Source organism: Solirubrum puertoriconensis, assembly GCF_001483135.1.
GTDB classification, from domain to species: domain Bacteria; phylum Bacteroidota; class Bacteroidia; order Cytophagales; family Hymenobacteraceae; genus Solirubrum; species Solirubrum puertoriconensis.
In genome coordinates, this window is the sequence record NZ_LNAL01000007.1 from 243512 (window position 1) to 263992 (window position 20481).

The following is a 20481-nucleotide window of genomic DNA, read 5'->3' on the forward strand; positions in this document are numbered from 1 at the left end:
ATCGTTCGACTACGCCCTAGGTCGTTTACGCTTGGTGCTGGCTGAAGAGCCGAGGCTCAGACGGGACCGATTGCTTCGCTTTGCTCGCAATGACAGCTAAGGGAACGGCTGCTTTGGTTAAAACCCTTTCGGCAAATCGATGCCCTTTATAGTGCGGTAGATGCTAAGCGCGTTCTGGTCGGTGAGGGAGCCCACGTAGTCGGTGAGCAGGATGATTTGCTCGTAGGCGGATAAGCCCAGCTGCGGACCCACAGCCCGAAACTGCGGTGGTATCAAGTCGAGGAGCTTGCGCGACCTAGGGCTGGCAGCCGGGTCGAAGATGCTGTGCAGAAAGGCATCTAGTAAGCCGCCGAGCACCTCGAAACCGGCGGCCTCGATTTGCAGCACGGGGCGGCTGCGATACAGGCGCTCCACCGATAACAGTGCTACTTGCTGCAGCTCGTGCCAGCAGCCCAGCTCTTTAATCAGGCTCGAATCGTACTCGCCGCGTAGCATGGCGGGGGCGTGCTGGGCAAACAGCTGAGCCGCTTCGGCTACCAGCTTGCCGATGAGGCGTGCGCGTACGTAGCCTAGTTCTTCGCGCCAGTCGCGCCATTCCACGCTGCGCGGGCGTGCGGGGGCGTCGGCGAGCATGTCGCGGAGCAGCTCCAAGCCTTCCTGGTGCGGAATCAGGCCCAGCTTCAGGCCGTCTTCAAAATCGATGATGCGGTAGCAGAGGTCGTCGGCGGCTTCTACCAGAAAAGCCAGAGGGTGGCGGTGGTAGAATCCCGACTCGTCGGATTTGGGCAGCAAGCCTAGGTCGTGGGCTACGTGCCGGAAACGCTCGGCTTCGGTTTGGAAGTGGCCGTACTTTTTCTCGCTGGCACCGCCGGTTTTGTCGTGGTCCTCAACCACCGAGGGGCGCGGGTACTTGGTGAAAGCGCCCAGTACAGCGTAGGTAAGGCCCAACCCAGCCGAACCGGTGCTGTGCGCCGCGTAGGTATGGGTAAGCACCCGAAAACCAGCCGCGTTGCCCTCGAAGTTTTGCAAGTCGGCGCGTTGGGCGGGGCTGAGTACGCGCACAAACGGCTCGGCCGCAGGCGAGCGGAAGTAGCTGGAAATGGCGTCTTCGCCGGAGTGGCCAAAGGGTGGGTTGCCGATGTCGTGGGCGAGGCAGGCGGCGGCCACAATATCGCCGCAATCGGCATCGAAGTAGGGGAGTTGCTGGGCCAGCTCATCGTCTTGCTCCATCAGCAGGCGGCCGCTCATTCTACCTAGAGAGCGGCCCACGCAGGCGGTTTCGAGCGAGTGCGTGAGGCGCGTGTGCACGAAGTCGGTTTCGGGCAGGGGCATCACCTGCGTTTTGCGCTGCAGGCGGCGGAACGCCGAGCTGAACACCACGCGGTCGTAATCGGCCACGAAGGCGCCGCGCACGGGAGCGGCGTCGGACACAACGTGCAGTTGCGGCTGCTCGGGGTAACGGCGGCGCGAGAGCAGCCGCTCCCAAGTCATGGAGGCGGTAGTAGAGGAGGCGAGCTTCATGCAGCCCCCAAGATAGAAGGCTGCAAGCAAGCACAAAGCACCTAGGCGGGCAGTTGTGCGTACACGGAGCGCAGTACCCGGCTGAGCCTAGCTCGGCCTGCCTGTTTCCTGTGCTTTACCGCTAAACTCCGCCCGGTTATGCTGCTGCTCACCGAACTCAACGCCGTGGTGCACGATCTGTACGACTGCATCAGTTTTGGCCCCGGCAAGCGGCCCAATTTCCGCCTCATGCGGCGCATATTTCTGCCCCAGGCTCACCTGATAAATGCCAACGGCACGCAGCCACAGCTGCTCACGCTCGATGCCTTTATTAACAGCATCGAGGCTAACTTAAACGCAGGAAAATTCACGGCCTTCGAAGAAACCGAAGTAAAGCACACCACCGAAGTGTTCGGCAAGGTGGCCCACCGGTTTAGCACCTACGAGGCGCGGTTTACACCCGGCTCCGTGGAGCCCGATATTGTGGGCATCAACAGCATTCAGTTTGTGCACGCCGATGGCCGATGGCAGGTAAGCTCCATTGCCTGGAACGACCAAACGCCGGAGCGCACGTTGCCGGAGCAGTACCAGCCGGATTGAGTTTGTGAGGAGTAAGTGCTGTTGTATTTATCGGTTGACATAAACGCACTTGTAACAACAGGTAGCGGAACCAATCAACCCACTGAAGCGACTCGCTCCTTAAACTGCAGCAGCGGGCAAATGCGGCCGCGCCTGACTTACTGCAATTTCTAGAACGGTAGTTTATAAAAGTATTTTTACAACCATTGCTGTACCGCAATAGCGGACTGCACCTGTGCTATCAAATCTTATGCTTCCCATTGATACTGCGCTACATAACAAATTCCTGAAGTCCTTGAGCTACTACAATTTAATAGGTGGCATTGTAGGCCTGATTATTCTCGCGTCTAATCTCCCTGAGCTAGGCCAATCATCTTTAAAGATTGGTGGTGGCATATACGCGACAATTTTCTTCATGCTCTCGATTGCCTCTTTTGGTATTTACCAGAAGCGGCAAGACCCAACATTGATGGGCGTTGTAGCCATTATGCAGCTACCGGCAATCGAGTACGAAGGGCTGAAGTATGTACTCAGCAACGGGATGCTAGCCATCTTTGGTTTAGCTTCCCAAGGCAAGGTAAGCCTGACCCTTGATGCCCTCTACGAGGTCAAGTTTAAGTTTTGATTGGTGAATGAGGATGGCTGGTTTTTTGGTGTTAACATAGCTGCAGCAATCACGCTCTGGTACCTGTTACTGCGCTATCAATGGGCAGAGGCAACCGAAACCACGAAACCGAGCACGAAGCAAATGTGAGTAAAGTAGATCAAGCTCATATACCCTTATCTGTAATAGTAAGACAACAGCCCGCCTGAGCGTAATAAGCTGTTTGGGTTGTGGCTTATAAAATTTGCAGTCGAGCTGGATTGAAGATAGATGAGTTTCATAGTTAGACGAGAAGCCGCCTTTAACGCGAAAGTTGCTTCACATAATTTTAACTGTTCAGTGCTCCTTGACAATGTTCTCTTTTGTAGCTCTAAGTAGTTGTATCTTACAAATGTATTTATGCAGGTGAAAGCAACTCTCGAGCAGCCCAGAATACAAAAGCCCGGCAGCCATAAACTGCCGGGCTTTTCATTTATCCCTAGGTACTAACTACTCAGCAATCGGTGCAGAGCCCGCCGCAAAGCGCAGGCCTGCCAGGGTTTGGGCGTATTTGGCTTGCAGCTCGGCCAGCTTAATGCGCGCCGACAGGAGAGAAGCCTCACGCGAGTTGAGCAGGAACACCGAACTCTCGCCGTTTTCGAAGCGGATTTGCTCGCCGTTGCGCAGGCGCTCGGCGTTGGCTACCACCTGCTCCTGCACCTGCAACTGCTGGCTTAGGGCGCGTTGGTCGTTGGCAACGGTGCGCACGCCGGTGGCAATTTCGCGGGTGGTTTGCTCGATGCCCAGGTTGGTGTCGCGGATTTTTAGCTGGGTGATTTGCAGCTTGCTGCGCTCCTGGCGCAGCAGCAGCGGATAGGCAAAGCTTACGCCCAGCTTGTAGTTGTTGTTGTAGAGCGGGGCGGGGCCGTAGCCGGTTTCGGGGTTGTAGGGCCGGCCGGTCATCAGCAGGTTATAATCAACCGAAAGCTTGGGCAGCAGCTTGTTTTGGGCCAGGCGGCGCTCTACCTCCAACTGGCCCAGCTTGGCGCGGGCTTTCAGCAGCTCGGGGTGTTGCTGGCGGGCTTGCTCAACCAGGGTTTCGAGGGGTACGGCGGGCGGGGCGGCCCAGGCCTCGGCCGGCGGCAGCGGCTGCGGGCGCACGGTAAGGGGCAACTCGCGCGGGCGCTGCTGGGCATCCCACAAAAAGTTGCTGAGTACCAGCGTGGCATTTTGCCACTCTACCTCGCCTTGTACCAGCTGGGCGCGGCGGTTTTGCAGCTCGGTAAGGGCCTCCACCGAGTCGATGGCGGCCAAATCACCTAGGCGCACCCGCTCGCGCACGGCGTTGTAGCGCACCTCGGCCAACTCCATGTTGGTTTGCAGCAGGCGGCGGCGCTCGTAGGCCAGCGTCCAGTCCCAGTACTCCTTCACGGCCGAGAGCAGCAGCTTGTTGAGGGCGCCAATGCGCTCGGCCTCGGCCAGGTTTACCATGGCCTGGGCCTGGCGCACGGCGGCGCGGCGCTCATCAATCAGCAGGCCCTGGCCAATGGGTAGCGACAAGCCCACGTAGCTGAGGCCTTCGTTGGGGGTAGCCTCTTGCTGGCTGATGCGCGGGCCTACGTTGCGCTCGTAGCCCAAGCGCACATCGGGGCCAAACCAGGTGGGCAGGCGCAGGGTATTGTCCCAAAGGTTCCAGTAGTCTTTGCCGCCGAACTCCTTGCGGTAAAACTTGCTGCTGGCGGCGGGGTCGAACAGACCGCGCGCCTGCCGCACCTCCTGCCGGGCGCGCTCGGGCAGCAGGCCGGCTTGGCGGGCTATAGGGTGCTGCTCGCCTACCATCGTGAGCAAATCACCTAGGGTAAACACCGAGCTCGTATCGGGCTGCGGGGTGGCCCTAGGTGCCGTGGGTGCCTGGGCTGCTGCCGGGGTAGGCAGGGCCGTGGAGGTGGTTCCGAGCAGCGCAGCGCCTAGCAAGGTGGTCAGCCAAAAACGGCGCTTAAGTATCATAGCTCGGTTTCGTCGGAACTGCTAGCAGATTTGTCTTTGGAGGCTTTGGCTTTGTCGGCTTTGTCGTCGGCACCGCCGCCGCCGTAGCCCACGAAGTTGGGCGGGAAGCCGTTGAGCTGACGCCAGAGCTCGTACCAAATGGGTACATCATCGAGCAGGGCCCAGCCGTACACGCCCGAGCCCACGCGCAACGGTTTAGGCCAGGGTTCTTCGTCGGGGTCGGGCGTTACCAGAATGCGGTAGCGGCCCTGCGAATCGAGGTTGTCGATTACGGCCACCACGCCGCCGAACGTACCAAAGCTGGTGCCCGGCCACCCCGAAAACACCAAGGCGGGCCAGCCATCGAACTGCAAGCGCACCTTGCGGCCCACCTCGAGCAGCGGAATATCCATGGGCTGCACGTACAGCTCGGCGGCCAGCTGCGGCTTATCGGGCATTACGGTTACAATCGGTTCCCCTTCCTTAATTACCTCGCCCAAGCCAGCTTTCAGAGCGCGCACCACGTAGCCATCTTGCGGCGCCGTGATGCGGTAAAAGCCCGAACGTATGCTCAGGTTGGCGTATTCGTTGCGCATTTTGGAAATCTGGCCCTCGGTATCGAACTGGTACGCCAGCGTGCTGCGGCGGTCCGATTCGGATTTGGCCAGCTTATCCTGGTACTCGGCCTGCAACGAGTTCAGCTCCAACTCGGCGTTTACCAACTCTTGGCGGGTGGCAGCTACCTTGTTTTCGACAGCTTGGCGCTTGGCCGTCGATTCCTGAAACTTCAGGCGGCGCTGTTCCAACTCGGTTAGCGACTTAAGGCCCTGGCGGTACAAAGCCTCCTGGCGCTCCAGCTGCTGCTGGGCAATGGCAAAATCGTTGTTGGCAGCCTGCAGCTCGGCTTGGTCGCTGTTCAGCTTTAGGCGGGTTTGCTCCACTTTGTTGCGGGCCTTATTAAGGCTTACCTGCAAACCGGTGCGCAAGGCAGCCTGCTGATCTTCGAGGGCTTCGCCTTTGGCTACGTTTTCGCGCAGCGAGGCCTCCTTGGCCGCCAACTGCTCGCGCGTGCGGGCCAGGAGTTGCGGGTCGAAGTACTTGTCCTTGATTTCGGCAATTTCCACGAGCGTATCGCCGCGCTTCACCAGCTGGCCCTCGCGCACACGCCACCGCTCAATGCGGCCGGCAATGGTGCTGGGTACGGTTTGGGGGCGGTCTTGCGGGCGCAAGGTGGTGAGGGTACCACCCGAGCGAATGTTCTGCGTCCAGGGCAGGAAGCCTGCCAGGAATATACCTAGGCTCAGTCCGGCGCACCAGCGAGCCAGGGTGCGGCCGGCCGTAGGCGTTTGCACCAAATCGAAGGAGCGGAAAACTCCGGCCGAGGGGTGCGTTTCGGGACTTGGTTTCTCAGCGAAAGGCATGAGGTTATGAGCAATGAGGAATTGAATGACTGCGGACCGGAGCGCGCCTTGCGGAAAGGACGGTTTCGAAGGTCCGGGAATCCAGTTGCGCTCAATGGCGCCAGGAGGTTATTGGGCAAGCAAGGAGCGAAGCTCTGGCTCGCGCGATACTTCTGCGTACGGGCCATCGGTTACGATGCGGCCGTCGCGCAGCAAAGCGGTGCGGGGGCAAAGCGCCAGCAGGCGCGGGTCGTTGGAGGCTACGAGCAGCGTCCAGGGTTGATCGGGTGCCACCAAGCGTTGCATTACCCGCAGGCGCTCGGCGGGCTCTACGTTGGGCAAAAAGTGGTCGAGCAGCAGCAAGCGGGGGCGGCGTACTACCGCACGGGCAAGCAGTAGCTTTTGGTGGACGTGGTCGGGTATGGCTACGCCGGCCCCAAGTTGGGTGGCAAGCCCTGCCGGGCGGGCAAAGAAGAAGTCGCGCAGGCCAACTACCTCGAGTGCCCAGGTAACATCGGAAGGGCTGATGTTGGGCTGATCGAGCGTGATGTTTTCGAGTACGGTGCCCGAAAACACGTGCTGGTGCGAAATATTTTCGCCCACGGCATCGGCCAGAGCAGACGGCGATAAGTCGCGCAACGCTACGCCATCGTAGGCAACCACACCTGTGTAGTCGTGCAGCAAACCGGCTAGCACGCGCATCAGCGAGGTTTTGCCCGAGCCATCGAAGCCCGCAATGCCTAGGTGCTCGCCAGGAGCCAATTGCAACGAGATACCATCGAGGGCAGGGTTGCGGCCATCGGGGTAGTGGTAGTGCACATCGCGCATCTCCACGGCCAAACCTTGCTGCGAGCGGTTGAGCTCGAGGCCGGCCCCGTTGTATTCGGGTACCAAGGGCAAATCGAGCACATGGCCGATCTTATCGAGCGAGGTAAGCGCATCGTAGAGCACATCGAGCTTGATGAGGACCTTCTCGACGGCGTTGATGGTAAGAATGATAACGATTTCGGCCGCTACAAACTGACCAATGTTGATTTGCTTGTTGATCAGCAGCCACGAGCCGATGATGAGCAGCGCGGCCGTAATCAGGGTTTTGAACGCCACAAAGCCAAAGTACTGCGTGAGCAGCACCTTAAAGTGGCCGCGACGAGCCGAGAGGTAACCACCCACTAGGTCGTCGGTGCGGCCGAGCACCAGGGGGCGGCGCGGCGCCAACCGGAAGGTGTGCACCGTGCGGGCTACATCTTCGAGCCAAGCAACCACCCGGTACTTGTATTTCGACTCGGTAAGGCTAGTGCGAAGACCACTGGGCCCGGTAGCGCGCAGCAATATGGCGAGCAGCCCCACCAGCAGCAGGCCAAACGCAATGAAAATAGGGTGGTAAAACGACAGCAACAGCAGCCCGAACAGGATTTGCAAGCCGGCCGCCGAAAACTCAAGCAGCAGCGTAGCCAAACCTTTTTGCAGCGTGGGCGCATCAAGCAGACGGTTCATCAGCTCGGGTAGGTACTGGCCACCTAGGGCCTCGGTGCGTACGCGGGGCAGGCGCACGGCAAAGTCGAAGGCCACGCGGGCAAACAAGCGCTGCTGCACAAACTCAACCAAGTAAGCCTGCATTACTTGCAGGCCCCCCACCACGAGCGTACCCAACACAATGAAACCGATGAGCACAATAAGCGAAGTGCTTACCGCGCCGCTCGATACGAAGTTGACGACGCTTTGCACCCCCAGCGGGAGCGAAAGGTTGATGACGCCGGCCAAGGCAGCGTACACATATAAATAAGTGATGTCGCGGCGCTCGGCACCGAGAAGGCGCCACAAGCGTTGGCCCGGCGTAAGCGAGGCGTAAGGCTGCGAGTCGGCCATGTTGGAAGAGACGTATTGCTGGCGCAAGCCGGCAAGTGGTTGATGGGGCTAGGTGGGGAGCACTGCGCGGCAACGCAGTCCGAAAAGGGCGGCATCAGAAACGACCCATAACCAAAGCGCTAGGGCAGGCCTATTGTTGGCGAAGTGCCGAAAAAGCGATGTTTTCGAGAAAGTACAGAATGTGCGTTTCGGCCTTTTTGGCGTCCGATGCATCGCTGAGCGAAGGCAAATGTTGGGCAAAAAACAGCTGTTTGCGTGCCGACTCCAGCAGCGTACTTACCAGCGAGTGCGGGAAGGGGTACGTGGGGTTTATTTCGAGCACTACCTCCACGATATCGGCCGCCAAACGCTTGTATTCGCGGTAAAAACCCTCGCGGTTCACCTCGTCTACCTCCTTCGTTAAGTACGTTTTGGAGGCTTCCGTTACGACTATGCGGTACAGCGCCGCTTCATCGAGCTCGGTAGTGGCGGCGTGGTCGCGGTGAGCCCGCGTGATGATGCTCAGGATAAGGCGCAGGCGGCCTTCGGCATCGGGCACGTTGTGCGTATGAAACCGAATTTGAAAGCGCAGCCAAGCCCAGTGCCACGACACCAAGTACACCAGCAGGCGGTGCTTGTTTTCGAAGTAGCGGTACAACGAAGCCTCGGTTGAGCCTATTTGCTGCGCAAGTTTCTTGAAAGTGAACTGCTCAAAGCCGAGCTCGTCGATCAGCTGAACGCTTTCCTGAATGATCTTGCGACCTAGGTCGGTTTCCTGCGGGTCGCGCAGGTACAGCTTTTCGTTTAGTTCTGGTCGTAGGGTGGTAAACATAAGCGGGGTGTGGCAATGGTAGGGGGCTGACACCTAAGCAGGTGCGGTTACAACCGGTAGCTTGTGATACGTACTGAACCTCGCAGTATCGGCAGTTTGAGGTTCAGGTCTGGCCGGCCGCTCTTCTCCATTTTCGTTTGCAAAGAGCGGCCGGCGAGCTTAACCTCGAATTAAGTTGAGCTTAAATTCTTGTTAAATTCTATTCGCCTTGCCCAAGTGAAAAACCTCGTTCGCCGTCGAACAGGTACAAGTTTTCGGTTTTCACAATCTCGAAGCCGGCATCGGAGAGGCGGTGCTGCAGCGCCAGCACATCAATAAATGACACAGCACCGTACCCAACGGCAGGTACCGAGCCAGGGGCTACAAATCGGCAGCGCCAGTGGTCGGTGCAATAGGTTTCGGGTTGGCCATCGGGGTACACCTTAACTCCGCGGTTCGTAATAAGTTTTAGTTGCACCCGTTCGCCGGCAAGCGCGGTTAGCTGTTCGCCTAGTTCGTGGGGCGTGCCTTTATGCCACCGCAGAAAAATATCGACCCCCACGAGCTGCTGCACGGGCTGGGCTTTGGTCGAAGTGCTGGTTGCGGCCGATACTGCCGGCGCTGCGTTCACAACAGTTTCAAGTGTCTGCGCTTTGAAATTGCTGGGCTCCTGACCTAGGCGGGTAATTACCGCATCGGCAAAACCTTTGGTGCTGACCTTCTCGAGGCTGTGGCCGGGGCGGAAAATGTCGACGGTGTGCAGGCCGTCTTCGAGGGCGCACAACCAGGCATTTTGCACGCGGGCGGCTACCTGCGTTTGGCCTAGGTGCTGCAGCATTAGCACCGCGGCCTGCAGCAAGCCCGAGGGGTTGGCCATGCCCTTGCCGGCAATGTCGGGTGCCGAGCCGTGAATGGCCTCGAACATGGCGCAGTCGCGGCCGATGTTGGCCGAGCCTGCCAGGCCCACCGAGCCCGTCAGCTCCGCCACCACATCCGAGATAATGTCGCCGTAGAGGTTCAGGGTCACTACTACATCGTAACGCTCGGGCTGGGTAGCCAAGCGGGCCGTGCCAATGTCAATAATCTGGTGCTCTTGCTGAATGTCGGGGTACTCGCGGCCGATTTCGTCAAACACCTTATGAAACAAACCGTCGGTCAGCTTCATAATATTGTCCTTGGTCATGCACGTAACCTTACGACGACCGTGGCTGCGGGCGTACTCAAAGGCGTAGCGCACAATCCGTTCGCAGCCCGAGCGGGTAATCAGCTTCAGGCACTGCACCACATCGGGCGTATGCTGGTGCTCGATGCCAGCGTAGAGGTCCTCTTCGTTTTCGCGAATGATTACTACATCGAGCTGGGGGTGGAGCGAGCTAACCGCCGGCGCCAGCGAGCGGCACGGGCGCACGTTGGCGTACAGGCCTAAGCTTTTGCGCAAGGTGACGTTGAGCGACTTGTAGCCGCCGCCTTGCGGCGTGGTAATCGGGCCTTTCAGCAACACGCGCGTTTGGTGCAACGACTCCCAAGCTTCAGGCGCAATGCCCGAGGAGTGCCCCGCGCGGTACAACTGTTCACCCACCTCAATGTACTGCGGTGCCAACGATGCACCTGCGGCCTCCAAAATGCGCAGTACCTGCGTCATGATTTCGGGACCGATGCCGTCGCCGGGGGCTACGGTGATGGGTGCGGGCTGCGGATGGTCGAGGTCAGCAGAGGTAGGCATGGGAGCGGGTTTAAGGGAAGAGTGCGGCATGGTGGTGTGATAGTGTTTTGACGGCGCAATATATACATGCTTCCTGTAATGATAGTTTTACTATCGTGAAAAATAGTTGCTGTGCTGGGCTTGTATCGTTGGGTGCGGCAACTGCGTACCTTTGCCTGTCGGGCTACCCTGCATGGCCCCGTTGTTCCCCCTTGCCGACGTTTTTTGTATGCGGTCTTTTCTTGCTTGCCTTCTAGTAGCCTCTTGGCTGGTGTTGCCCACATCGGCCCAGCAGCCCACCCGTACGCAGCCTGCTCCGGCTAAGCCTGCTGCTACCAAACCAGCAAGCACTGCCAGCACCGCTCCAAAACCAACTGCGCCCGCTAGCAAAACGGCCACCGGCAAAGCATCCGATAGCGCAACGCCCGCGGCCAACACGGCTGCTAAGCCCGGCACCGGCAATGTCACTACCAAACCTGCTACTAAGCCCGGAACAACGGGTGCTACCACCAGCAAGCCTGCTACAAGCACTGCCGCCGGCACGCCCGCTACTCCGGCCGCTAAGCCTGCGTCCGTTGCCAAGCCTGCTCCCGCGCTGCCCGCCAACCTAGGCTCTCAAGACCCCGACACACGCTACCGCAACGGCAAAACGCTCATCGATCAGAGCCGCTTTGAGTTGGCTATGGATGAGTTGCTGCCACTTACGCCGCCATCGGCTAAGTACGGCCGGGGCCCTGAGGCCGCTTACCTGTATGCAGTGGCGGCCACCCGCGCCCGCAAATGGGCCGAAGCCGAGCAGATGCTGAACTTGCTGCGCACCGAGTATCCGCAGTGGCCGGGCCTGAGCGAGGCGTATTTTCTGCAAGCGCAAGTGTCGTTTGAACAGGGCGAGCCAGATAACGCGCTGCGTGTGTTAGGCGAAATACCTGCCGGCCAATTGCGCCCACAGCAGCAAGCCATGAAAGCCACGTACCTGGCCCGCCTGCGAGACAAAGCGTTGTGGCAAAACCTGATGCGCCGCTACGCGCAGGATACTGCCGTGGCCCGGGCTTACGCCGAGCAGCTGGTATTTGGCGGCCTCTACACCGATGCCGACCGCAACCAACTAGAGCAAGTAGTAAAGCAGTTCAACCTCGACCGCACGCGCTACACGCCGCGCCCCCGGCCGCAGCGCAAAAGCAGCTACAACGTGGCCGTGCTGCTGCCTTTCGAGTTCGACGATACAAGCTGGGAAACCCGCCGCCGCTTGCAGTTTGTAACCGATCTGTACGCCGGCATGAAGCTGGCCTCCGACTCCTTGCAGCGGGAAGGGCGTAGTATCAACCTGTTCGCCTACGACACCGGCGCCGATACCATTGGCCTGAAGCAAGTGCTTGCCTTGCCCGAGGTGGCTTCGATGGATATGATCATCGGGCCGGTATACAAATCGGGGGCAAAAATCCTGGCTCGTTATGCGCAGCAAAACCAGATCATGGCCATCAACCCGTTGTCGCAGGATGCCTCGTTGGTGCAGGACAACGCATGGTACTACTTATTTGAGCCGAGCTTGGCTACGCAAGGGCGGTTGGCTGCCGAGTATGCCTACCGAAGCCTAGGTGGCCGCCCGGCCATGATTTTTCATGAAGACACCAAAGACGAAGCCGCATTCAGCGAAGCCTACAAACGGGCCTACGAAGGCTTGGGCGGGCGCGTACTCGCAGTACGTCACTTCGATTCTAACAACCCCGAATCGTTGAACGCGGGTTACGGCGGGGTTGACCTGAGAAGCGCTGGCCACCTGGTAGTAGCTTCTGACAACCGCAAGGCCGGGCCCTACGCCTTAGGTGTAATGCAAAGCCAAGGCCTCACGGTACCCTTGCTCACCTACGCTTCCTGGATGGATAACCCCAGCATCAGCCTAGGTCAGCTCGACCGCCGCGACATTCATTTCGTGCAGCCCAAGTACCTCGATGCCACGCAGCCGGGTGTACGGCGCTTCCGCCAACTCTACACGCAGCAGCAAAACATTCCGCCTTCGGTATTTGCGGCTACAGGATTCGAATTGCTGTACTACTTCGGAAACCAACTGCACCAGCACGGACCGGCTTTTCAGCAGCAGCTAGCCAACTCTGGGCCGATTTCGGGCATGCTTTTCCAAGGCATCGGCTACTCCAACCAAGCCCACGACAACCAATACGTGCCGATTACCAAGTTGGAGCGCCTGGAGGTGGAAGTGCAAAACCCGGTAGGTGTGCGTTAGGCAGCTGCCCAGAATAGCCTAAAGGAAACCTCAAACGGTAAGGGCCGGCGCAGATGCGTCGGCCCTTACCGTTTGAGTACATGGCGGCTGGAGTATTTTAATTAGAACTAATCTAAATAAAGCTTGGCTCCATTGGGCTTGAGCTATACCTTTGCGGCATATTTGGAAGAGTTCTAAACCGCTGCCAATGTCTTTCCGCTTTTTCGCCCGCTTGCTGTTTACCCTAAGCGGGCTGCTTGTTTCCTTATCTGTACTGGCTCAAACCCTAGGTACCCTGCGCGGCAACGTGCGCGATGCCAAGGGGGCCAGCTTGCCAGGTGCCACCGTGCGCCTGCTCAATACCAACCTAGGCGCGGCTACTGATGGCAGCGGCACCTACGAAATTGCCAACGTACCCGCTGGCCAGTACACGCTGGCTGTAACTGCTGTAGGCTACACCGCTACCCAACAGCAGGTGCAAGTGCAGGCCGACCAGGTGCAAACCGTGTCTGATGTAGTGCTGGCCGAAAGCCGCGCCGAGCTGGGCGAGGTGATTGTGTCGGCAAGCCGTCGGGCCGAGCCCATCCGCGAAACGCCCGTTTCGGCCACCATTCTGAACGCCCGCGAAATTCAGCTACAAGCTGCCGCCACGCCCAACAACCTAGCTGCCGTAGTTGGCAATGCCGTGCCAGGCCTGGGCCTCACTACCAACCAAACCGGCAACGTAGGCCAAACCCTGCGCGGCCGCAACGTATTGGTGCTCATCGATGGTATTCCGCAAAGTACTCCGTTGCGCGCCGGTGGCCGCGACATCCGCACCATCGACCCCACAGTGATTGAGCGGGTTGAGGTAATTAAAGGGGCCACGGCCATTTTCGGCAACGGTGCCGATGGCGGCCTCATCAACTACATTACCAAGCGTCCGGTGGCCGGCCAGAAGTTTGGCGGGATGACGACCCTAGGTGTAAACGGCAACGTGGCACACCCGAGCAACTCGCTGGGCTACCGTGCTATGCAGCAGTTCTATGGCAAGCCCGGCAACTTCGACTACGTGGTTAGCGGCACCTTCGATCAGAGCGGCGTGTACAAGGACGCTCGCGGTGAGGTGATTTCGCCCCGCTACGGCCTCGGCGAAACCAAAACCTACAACGGCTTTGGCAAGCTGGGCTACGATGTAAACGAAAAGAACCGCTTGGAGCTGATGTACAACTACTTCAGCTCGCGCCAGAACTCCGATTACGTACTGCGCACTGGCAAATATGGCCAGTACCCCACCATTGGCGTGAAGGGCGACCGAGGCGGGGTTGATGAGGGTACCCGCCACAACCACAACGCCTACCTAACCTACCGCGGCCAGGAAGTGCTGCCGCTGCGCAGCAGCGTGGAGGTAACCGGCTACTGGCAGGATTTCCGCACCGTCTACGACGCCGAGCCTACGTTCTTCGAAGGGGGTGGGCAGTCCGAAATCAACTCCAACAAGCTGGGTTTGCGCCTGAACCTGAACACGCCCATCCTGACGGGCGACCGGTTTAACGCCGATGTAACCTACGGCCTCGATTTGCTCGGCGACGAAACCGTGCAGAACCTCGTGGACGGCCGCCTCTGGACGCCGCGCATGCAAATGCGCAACCTGGCGCCCTACGCCCAGCTGCGCGCCACTTTGCTTGAGCACTTTATCCTGAAGGGCGGCGCCCGCGTAGAGAACATTCGCGTGGAGGTACCCGACTACACCACGCTGCGCACCCAAAGCGGCAACACCTACGTGGGCGGTGTGGCAGTACAAGGCGGTACGCTTAAGTACAATACCACCGTGTACAACGCCGGCCTGCGCTACGCCCGGTATAAGTGGCTGAACCCCTTCGTGAGCTACTCCGAGGGCTTCTCGCTCTACGAGCTGGGCCGCACGCTGCGCACGGCGCGTGCCAACACCTTGTCGCTGCTCGAAACCGAAGCCATTGTGGTGCGCAACTACGAGGCCGGCGCCAGCAGTGAACTGGGCCCGCTGACGCTGAGTGGTGTGTACTTCGTGAGCAAATCCGACCTAGGCGCCAACCTCGTCGACCAAGGCAACGGCATTCTGGTGCCGCAGCGCGCCCCCGAGCGCGTGTGGGGCTACGAGCTAACGGCCGACTTCGCCCCGCTGAAAACCCTGAGCTTAGGTGGTTCGTGGTCGTGGGTGGAAGGCCGGGCTACGCTTACCTCGCGCGTAAACGGCCAGGATGTGCAGCAAGGCGTGTGGCTGAACGGCAACCGCATTGCGCCGCCCAAAGCCACGGCTTACGTGCGCTACCAACCCATCGAGCCCCTGAGCCTGGCCCTGAACTACGTGTATTCCGGCACCCGCACGCGCTTCAATGCCAATTCCCGCACCGGCGCCTACGCTTCGGGCGAGGGCCCGGTGAACTCGTTTGGCCTGGTCAACTTCACCTCGACGTACAGCTTCACCGAAAAGCTACGCCTCACCTTGGGTGTGGAGAACCTGCTGAACAACGTGTACTACGCACCCATTGCGCAGTTCAACGGCACCGATGCCAACTACACCCGCGGCAACGGCGCCCGTTTCAACCTCACGGCCGGCTATTCTTTCTAACCCTCCGAACTGCTTTCGGGCATCCTTCTTTCCGCTCTGGTGTTCGCTCAGCCAAGGCCTGGTTGCCGACTTTGATTTGGTACCTAGGTGAGTGAATGGCATCAGCAAAACCTGCCAACCGGGCCGCGACTGGGCGAGCACCTAGGCGGAACAAGGAACACCCCGAACGCTCTTGTATATGAACCTTAAGCGCCGCCTCTTTACCCTGCACTCTTGGTTGGGGCTCATTTGCGGAGCCTTTATCCTGGTGTTCTTCTTCACGGGCTCCCTTATGGTGTTCCGCGAGGAGCTGAACAAGCAGCTGCACCCCGAGCTGTTTCGGGTGGCAGTAGGGGAGCGGCGCCTCGGTTACGACGAGCTGTACCGAAGGGCCAAAGCCGCCGAGCCAGCAGCGCAGTTCTACTCGTTCCGGTACATACCTCAAGCCCCCGACGAGTCGCTCGAAATCCGCATCTACGAAAAGCAGGAGCCCGGCCGCTTGTTCATCAACCCCTACACGGGGCAAGTGCTGGGCAAATCGTTCGGGTCGTTTACCGATCAGCTCATCATTCTGCACTACAGCTTCTTTATCGGCAAGCTGGGTGAGGCGTTGGCGGGCGTTTTGGCCATTGCCTTGCTGGGTTCGGTGCTCACGGGCTTTGTGGTGTACCGCAAGCACTTGCTTCATGCCTTGCTGTTTCGTACTACCATTCGTTGGAAAAACTGGCGCACCGCATCCTCGGGCCTGCACCGCGTGCTGGGCTCGTGGGCCTTGCTATTCAATGTGGTGCTTGCCGGCAGCGGCCTCTGGATGAGCTGGGATGCTTTCGATCTGAAGAAGATTTTCGCCGACGATAAGGATAAGAAGGAAAAAGCCCTGCCTGCTGTGGCTGCTAATATTGATGCGCTTATTGCCGAAGCGCAACGCTTGGAGCCCGGTCTGGAGTTGGTACGGGTAAACTTCCCCCGCAAGCCCGATGCGCCCGTTACGGTGCTTGGCCGCGCCCCCGGCAGCGCCTGGATTTGGGGCCGCACCGCCAGCAAGGTGGAGTTCCGTAACCAAGCCGGCGTGGTGCAGGTGAAGAAGGTGTTTCGCGAGCAGGACTTAGGCCCCGCCGAACGCTTCGACTTTGCCCTGCGCACCTTGCATTTTGGACAATACGGCGGCTTAACCGTCAAAATCATTTACAGCCTGCTGGCCCTCAGCAGCGCGGTTATTACCATCACGGGCTTTATGCTGTGGTGGCGCCGGCTGCGGCCGGCTAAGCGTTCGGCGCCGGTGCGGCGTTCGGTGGCCGTCTCGGCCTGATCCTCATTCTTGCTACGCGTTTACACTCGCTGATTAGGTATGGCGCAGCTACTTCACCACAACACCTTTGGCTACACGGCTCGCTGCCCGCGGGCAGCTGGTTTCGTGCACCTGTGCTTCGGCAACCTAGGGCTGGCACTTACCCCCGCCGAGCTGGCCGATTTTCGCACGCGCATTGCCAGCACCTACCGGCAGTGCACCACCGGCTCGCGCCCCTGCGACCTTGATGCGCGATGCATTGCCGTGCCCACGCCCGCCACGCGCATGGCCATGGTATTTACCCTAACCGAGCTAGCGCAACTGGTGGAGCTGCTCGATTGCACGGCGCTGTTTCTGGAAGCCGAGGAGCTGCTGAAAGGCGAAGCTTAGGCCTCCTGCTGATGCGCCAGCGCATCGAGCAAGCCGAACAAAAACGCTTGGCTTTGCCCTAGATGCTCCATGCCGGCACGAAGCTCGGCAGCCGTTTGCACGTAAGGCCCTGGCACCAGCTCGTGCCCGTCGTGCCGAATCATCTGCTCCAGAATATCGGCCGTCATTTCGGGGTGGAACTGTAGGCCGACTACCCGCGTGCCGTACACAAAGCCCTGTTGTTGGCACGCCTCCGACGCACCTAGGGGTTCGGCACCTGTTGGCAGAGCAAAGGTGTCGCCGTGCCAGTGCAGAAACGTAGCCTGCCCGCCTGCGTGGGCAAACAGCGGGTGCTGTTGAGCCGCCTCCGAGAACCGTACCGGATAAAAGCCAATCTCGGGCAGGTGGTTCTGCGTCACCGCAGCTCCCAAGGCATTGGCTACTAGCTGGGCACCTAGGCAAATGCCAAGCACCGTTTTGCCAGCCACTATAGCTTGGCCAATGAACGCCTTCTCGGGCGCCAACCACGCCAGCCGTTCGTCGTCGTGCACGCTCATGGCACCGCCTAGCACCACCAGCCAGTCAACCTCGGCCAACGGGGGCAACTGCGGGGCTGGCTCATCGAAACGGGTGACGCTGAGCTGATGGCCGCGCTGCCGTGCCCAATCAGTAATCAGCCCCGGCGTTTCGAAGCTGATGTGTTGAAAGCAGTGAATGCGCATGGGCTACTTCAGGTCCTCGTGCTCGAGGTAGAGGCTTCCGCTAGCCCGCAACGCGGCCTTGCGGCCCGCAACTTCGCCGGTAATTGTAGCCGGGGTCGTGATTGGCTCTGCGCTGGCTGCCAAACGGGGTTGGGTGAGTACCAAGCTGCCTTGCTGCGCCAGTTGCTTGCGGGTACGGGCATCGGGCAGGCTCACGCGCAATACTTGGTCGAAGTTGGGCCGGGCGCCGATGCGGTGCACCAGGAACTGCTCCTGCTCGTTGCCTACCAACACGTACTCGGCCTTGGTTTCGGGGTCGGGATTGGCTTGTAGCTGCTTGGCGTAAAGTACCTTGGCAATGCGCACCGTTACGCCGCCGGCAATAGGAGTGCCGCCCCGCTCGAAATGCCCCCGGTACAGCGTAGCCTTAAACGGCCGCGGCTGCTGCAGCATGGCCGGCAGCACAAACTTCTCCGGCTCCAGGGTATACACCTGCTCGTCGGGGAATTTGCGGCGGCTGGTAGTGTACGCCGCGCGCGCCGAGTCGCTCAGGATAATTTCCAGCAGCACCTGGTAGTCGTGCGGGCTGTGAAACATGGGCAGGTGCGAGGCATACACCCGGCCGGTACCAAAAACCAGCATGCCGTGTACGCCGGGGCGGTCGGGGGTGCTAAGCGGAGCGGGGGAGTGTTGGCTGTGCTGCGCGTGGGCAGTAGCCTGTACGAACAGGAGCGCTGCGGCCAGAGCTACACAGTGCTTCACCCGGCGAAGGGTAGTAACCATTTGTCAGAGGTAGACAAAAAGGGGGATTGCCAATACGCGGCACCAAAGCAAAGATAAGGTTTGTATGGATTTGCCTGCATTTCATAATGCACTTGTAAACGGTCCTGTACGCTCAGCCCGCTCATAGAGAGAAGTTAAAGCAGTCGTCAGCAACGACACCGTTCAACGATTGCGGCGACTGCGGCTAACGCCTTCGCCGCCGCGCCCTAGGTGCTTATGGTAGCAAACGGCAAGCAGAGCACATCATTAGCCCGGACATCCACTGATGACAGCGTTGCCTGCAGTAGTCGGTTACGCATCAACGAGGAACAGGACACAATCAAGAAGCCGCCCCAGAGAACTAGGGCGGCTTCTTGATTCATTAACTCACAATTTCCTAAACTGAGCTTATTCCCACTCGATGGTTGCTGGCGGCTTCGACGAAATGTCGTACACCACGCGGTTGATGCCGCGCACCTGGTTGATGATGCGGTTCGATACATCAGCCAAGAACTCATAGGGCAGGTGCGCCCAGTCGGCCGTCATGCCATCAACGCTGGTAACGGCACGTAGGGCCACCACCTGCTCGTAGGTGCGCTCATCGCCCATTACGCCCACGCTCTGGATAGGCAGCAGAATAGTACCGGCTTGCCACACCTTGTCGTAAAGGCCGGTTCGGTGCAGCGCGTCGATGAAGATGGCGTCGGCTTCTTGCAGCAGGCGTACCTTCTCGGGCGTAATGTCGCCCAGAATACGGATGCCCAAGCCCGGGCCGGGGAAGGGGTGCCGGTGTAAAATGTTGTGCGGCAGACCTAGGGTGTCGCCCACTTCGCGCACCTCGTCTTTGAACAGCATGCGCAGCGGCTCCACCACTTTAAGGTGCATTCGCTCTGGCAAGCCGCCTACATTGTGGTGGCTCTTGATAGTAACGGCCGGGCCTTTTACCGATACCGACTCAATCACATCGGGGTAAATAGTGCCTTGGGCCAACCACTTGGCGCCTTCTACTTTGTGCGCCTCGCGGTCAAACACCTCAATAAAGGTGCGGCCAATGGCTTTGCGCTTGTGTTCGGGGTCGGTGAGGCCTCGGAGCGCAGCGTAAAACTCTTCCGAAGCATCTACGCCCGTTACGTTCAGGCCCAGACCTTGGTAGGAGTGGAGCACGCTCTCAAACTCCTCTTTCCGCAGCAAGCCGTTGTTCACGAAGATACCGTGCAGGCGCGGACCGATAGCGCGGTGCAACAGCAGCGCCGCCACCGACGAATCGACTCCGCCCGAAAGACCTAGGATTACCTGGTCGTCGGGGCCAATGGTTTGCTGCAGCGCAGCCACGGCGCCATCCACGAAGTGCTCCGGCGTCCAGTCCTGGGCGCAACGGCAAATGTTCACCACAAAGTTGGCCAGCAACAGCTTGCCCTGGGTGGAGTGCGTTACCTCGGGGTGAAACTGAATGCCGTAGGTGGGCTGATTATCGATCTGGAAAGCGGCCACCCGCACCTCGGGCGTGCTGGCAATAACGTGGTAGTTATTGGGCAGCGTCTTAATCGTGTCGCCGTGCGACATCCAGACCTGCGAGTTGAGGCTTATGCCGTGCATGAGCGGGTTCTCGTCGCGCAGGTCGGAGAGGCGTGCCCGCCCGTACTCCCGAATGGTAGCCGGCAGCACCTCGCCGCCGGCTTGGTGGGCCAGCAGCTGTGCCCCGTAGCACACGCCCAGCACCGGCACCTTGCCTAGGTACTTGCTGAGGTCGGGGTTGGGAGCTTCGGGGTCGCGCACCGAGCAGGGGGAGCCCGAAAGCACAACGCCCCGGATGTCCTCAGTGAGGTCCGGGGCGTGCGTGAAGGGGTGGATTTCGCAGAAGACGTTCAGCTCGCGGATGCGCCGCGCTATCAGCTGCGTGTACTGCGACCCGAAATCAAGGATCAAAATCTGTTGAGGCATGGGCAAAGGTAGGATGCCAGAGCCGAGCTATCCAACCCCTAGGTGCTAAGCCTGCCGCAAAACGAACTAGCAAACGCCAGCAAGTGGGTGGGCGCTTTAGCTATATAGTACCAAATTAGGATAGTGCCAATGGCTTGTTTTAATTTATTGATAAACAGCTGGTAAATGCGGTTTATTGGTTGCATGATGAAAGCAGAATTAGTTTTTTTACAGAATACCCCGAACTC

Annotated in this window: 15 protein-coding genes; 6 read left to right on the forward strand and 9 right to left on the reverse strand. The window is 59.4% G+C overall.

Features of this window, described 5'->3' with window-relative positions:
• Nucleotides 1–117 precede the first annotated feature (117 nt).
• Nucleotides 118–1521 (reverse strand): dGTP triphosphohydrolase, encoded by a 1404-nt coding sequence (dgt, locus tag ASU33_RS11485; protein WP_059070990.1) that lies wholly within the window; start codon nucleotides 1519–1521, stop codon nucleotides 118–120.
• A 138-nt stretch (nucleotides 1522–1659) separates the two neighbouring features.
• On the opposite strand from dgt, the gene ASU33_RS11490 reads away from it, so the two are divergent.
• Both ASU33_RS11490 and ASU33_RS11495 read left to right on the forward strand, forming a co-directional pair.
• Nucleotides 1660–2100, forward strand: coding sequence for a nuclear transport factor 2 family protein (locus tag ASU33_RS11490; protein ID WP_059070991.1), 441 nt, complete (start codon nucleotides 1660–1662; stop codon nucleotides 2098–2100).
• 229 nt (nucleotides 2101–2329) lie between these two features.
• A complete protein-coding gene (locus ASU33_RS11495; protein ID WP_059070992.1) occupies nucleotides 2330–2704 on the forward strand; it encodes a hypothetical protein in 375 nt (124 codons plus the stop codon).
• 468 nt (nucleotides 2705–3172) lie between these two features.
• Here the strand turns inward: ASU33_RS11495 and ASU33_RS11500 are convergent, their stop codons facing one another.
• The 5 genes from ASU33_RS11500 to ASU33_RS11520 all read right to left on the reverse strand — a co-directional run bounded on the left by ASU33_RS11500 (nucleotide 3173) and on the right by ASU33_RS11520 (nucleotide 10427).
• Entirely contained in the window at nucleotides 3173–4669 is a 1497-nt protein-coding gene (locus ASU33_RS11500) for a TolC family protein (RefSeq protein ID WP_059070993.1), read from the reverse strand.
• Nucleotides 4666–6069 (reverse strand): HlyD family secretion protein, encoded by a 1404-nt coding sequence (locus tag ASU33_RS11505; protein ID WP_078063072.1) that lies wholly within the window; start codon nucleotides 6067–6069, stop codon nucleotides 4666–4668. The genes ASU33_RS11500 and ASU33_RS11505 overlap by 4 nt, the downstream gene beginning before the upstream one ends.
• A gap of 108 nt (nucleotides 6070–6177) precedes the next feature.
• Nucleotides 6178–7914 (reverse strand): peptidase domain-containing ABC transporter, encoded by a 1737-nt coding sequence (locus tag ASU33_RS11510; RefSeq protein WP_059070994.1) that lies wholly within the window; start codon nucleotides 7912–7914, stop codon nucleotides 6178–6180.
• A gap of 130 nt (nucleotides 7915–8044) precedes the next feature.
• Nucleotides 8045–8725, reverse strand: coding sequence for a TetR/AcrR family transcriptional regulator (locus ASU33_RS11515; protein WP_059070995.1), 681 nt, complete (start codon nucleotides 8723–8725; stop codon nucleotides 8045–8047).
• A gap of 199 nt (nucleotides 8726–8924) precedes the next feature.
• Nucleotides 8925–10427: an NADP-dependent isocitrate dehydrogenase gene (locus tag ASU33_RS11520; protein ID WP_059070996.1), complete on the reverse strand. Its 1503-nt coding sequence runs from the start codon at nucleotides 10425–10427 to the stop codon at nucleotides 8925–8927.
• A gap of 250 nt (nucleotides 10428–10677) precedes the next feature.
• Here ASU33_RS11520 and ASU33_RS11525 point away from each other — a divergent pair, with 250 nt between their 5' ends.
• The 4 genes from ASU33_RS11525 to ASU33_RS11540 all read left to right on the forward strand — a co-directional run bounded on the left by ASU33_RS11525 (nucleotide 10678) and on the right by ASU33_RS11540 (nucleotide 16871).
• Nucleotides 10678–12645 carry an ABC transporter substrate-binding protein gene (locus tag ASU33_RS11525; RefSeq protein ID WP_149867173.1) on the forward strand — a complete coding sequence of 656 codons (1968 nt, stop codon included), beginning with the start codon at nucleotides 10678–10680 and terminating at the stop codon, nucleotides 12643–12645.
• Nucleotides 12646–12832: 187 nt separating this feature from the next.
• Complete coding sequence (locus ASU33_RS11530) at nucleotides 12833–15214, forward strand: TonB-dependent receptor (protein WP_059070998.1); 2382 nt, start codon at nucleotides 12833–12835, stop codon at nucleotides 15212–15214.
• 178 nt (nucleotides 15215–15392) lie between these two features.
• A complete protein-coding gene (locus ASU33_RS11535; RefSeq protein WP_078063074.1) occupies nucleotides 15393–16502 on the forward strand; it encodes a PepSY-associated TM helix domain-containing protein in 1110 nt (369 codons plus the stop codon).
• A 39-nt stretch (nucleotides 16503–16541) separates the two neighbouring features.
• On the forward strand, nucleotides 16542–16871 hold the full coding sequence (locus tag ASU33_RS11540) for a DUF6686 family protein (protein WP_059071000.1): 330 nt from the start codon (nucleotides 16542–16544) through the stop codon (nucleotides 16869–16871).
• Here ASU33_RS11540 and ASU33_RS11545 read toward each other — a convergent pair.
• The 3 genes from ASU33_RS11545 to guaA form a co-directional block, all read right to left on the reverse strand.
• Nucleotides 16868–17572 (reverse strand): type 1 glutamine amidotransferase, encoded by a 705-nt coding sequence (locus tag ASU33_RS11545; protein WP_059071001.1) that lies wholly within the window; start codon nucleotides 17570–17572, stop codon nucleotides 16868–16870. The genes ASU33_RS11540 and ASU33_RS11545 overlap by 4 nt on opposite strands.
• Nucleotides 17573–17575: 3 nt before the next feature.
• The gene (locus ASU33_RS11550; RefSeq protein ID WP_059071002.1) at nucleotides 17576–18334 is read right to left on the reverse strand and encodes a hypothetical protein; all 759 of its coding nucleotides are present in this window, start codon (nucleotides 18332–18334) and stop codon (nucleotides 17576–17578) included.
• A gap of 387 nt (nucleotides 18335–18721) precedes the next feature.
• On the reverse strand, nucleotides 18722–20254 hold the full coding sequence (gene guaA / locus ASU33_RS11555; RefSeq protein ID WP_059071003.1) for a glutamine-hydrolyzing GMP synthase: 1533 nt from the start codon (nucleotides 20252–20254) through the stop codon (nucleotides 18722–18724).
• Between the last annotated feature and the right edge of the window lie 227 nt (nucleotides 20255–20481).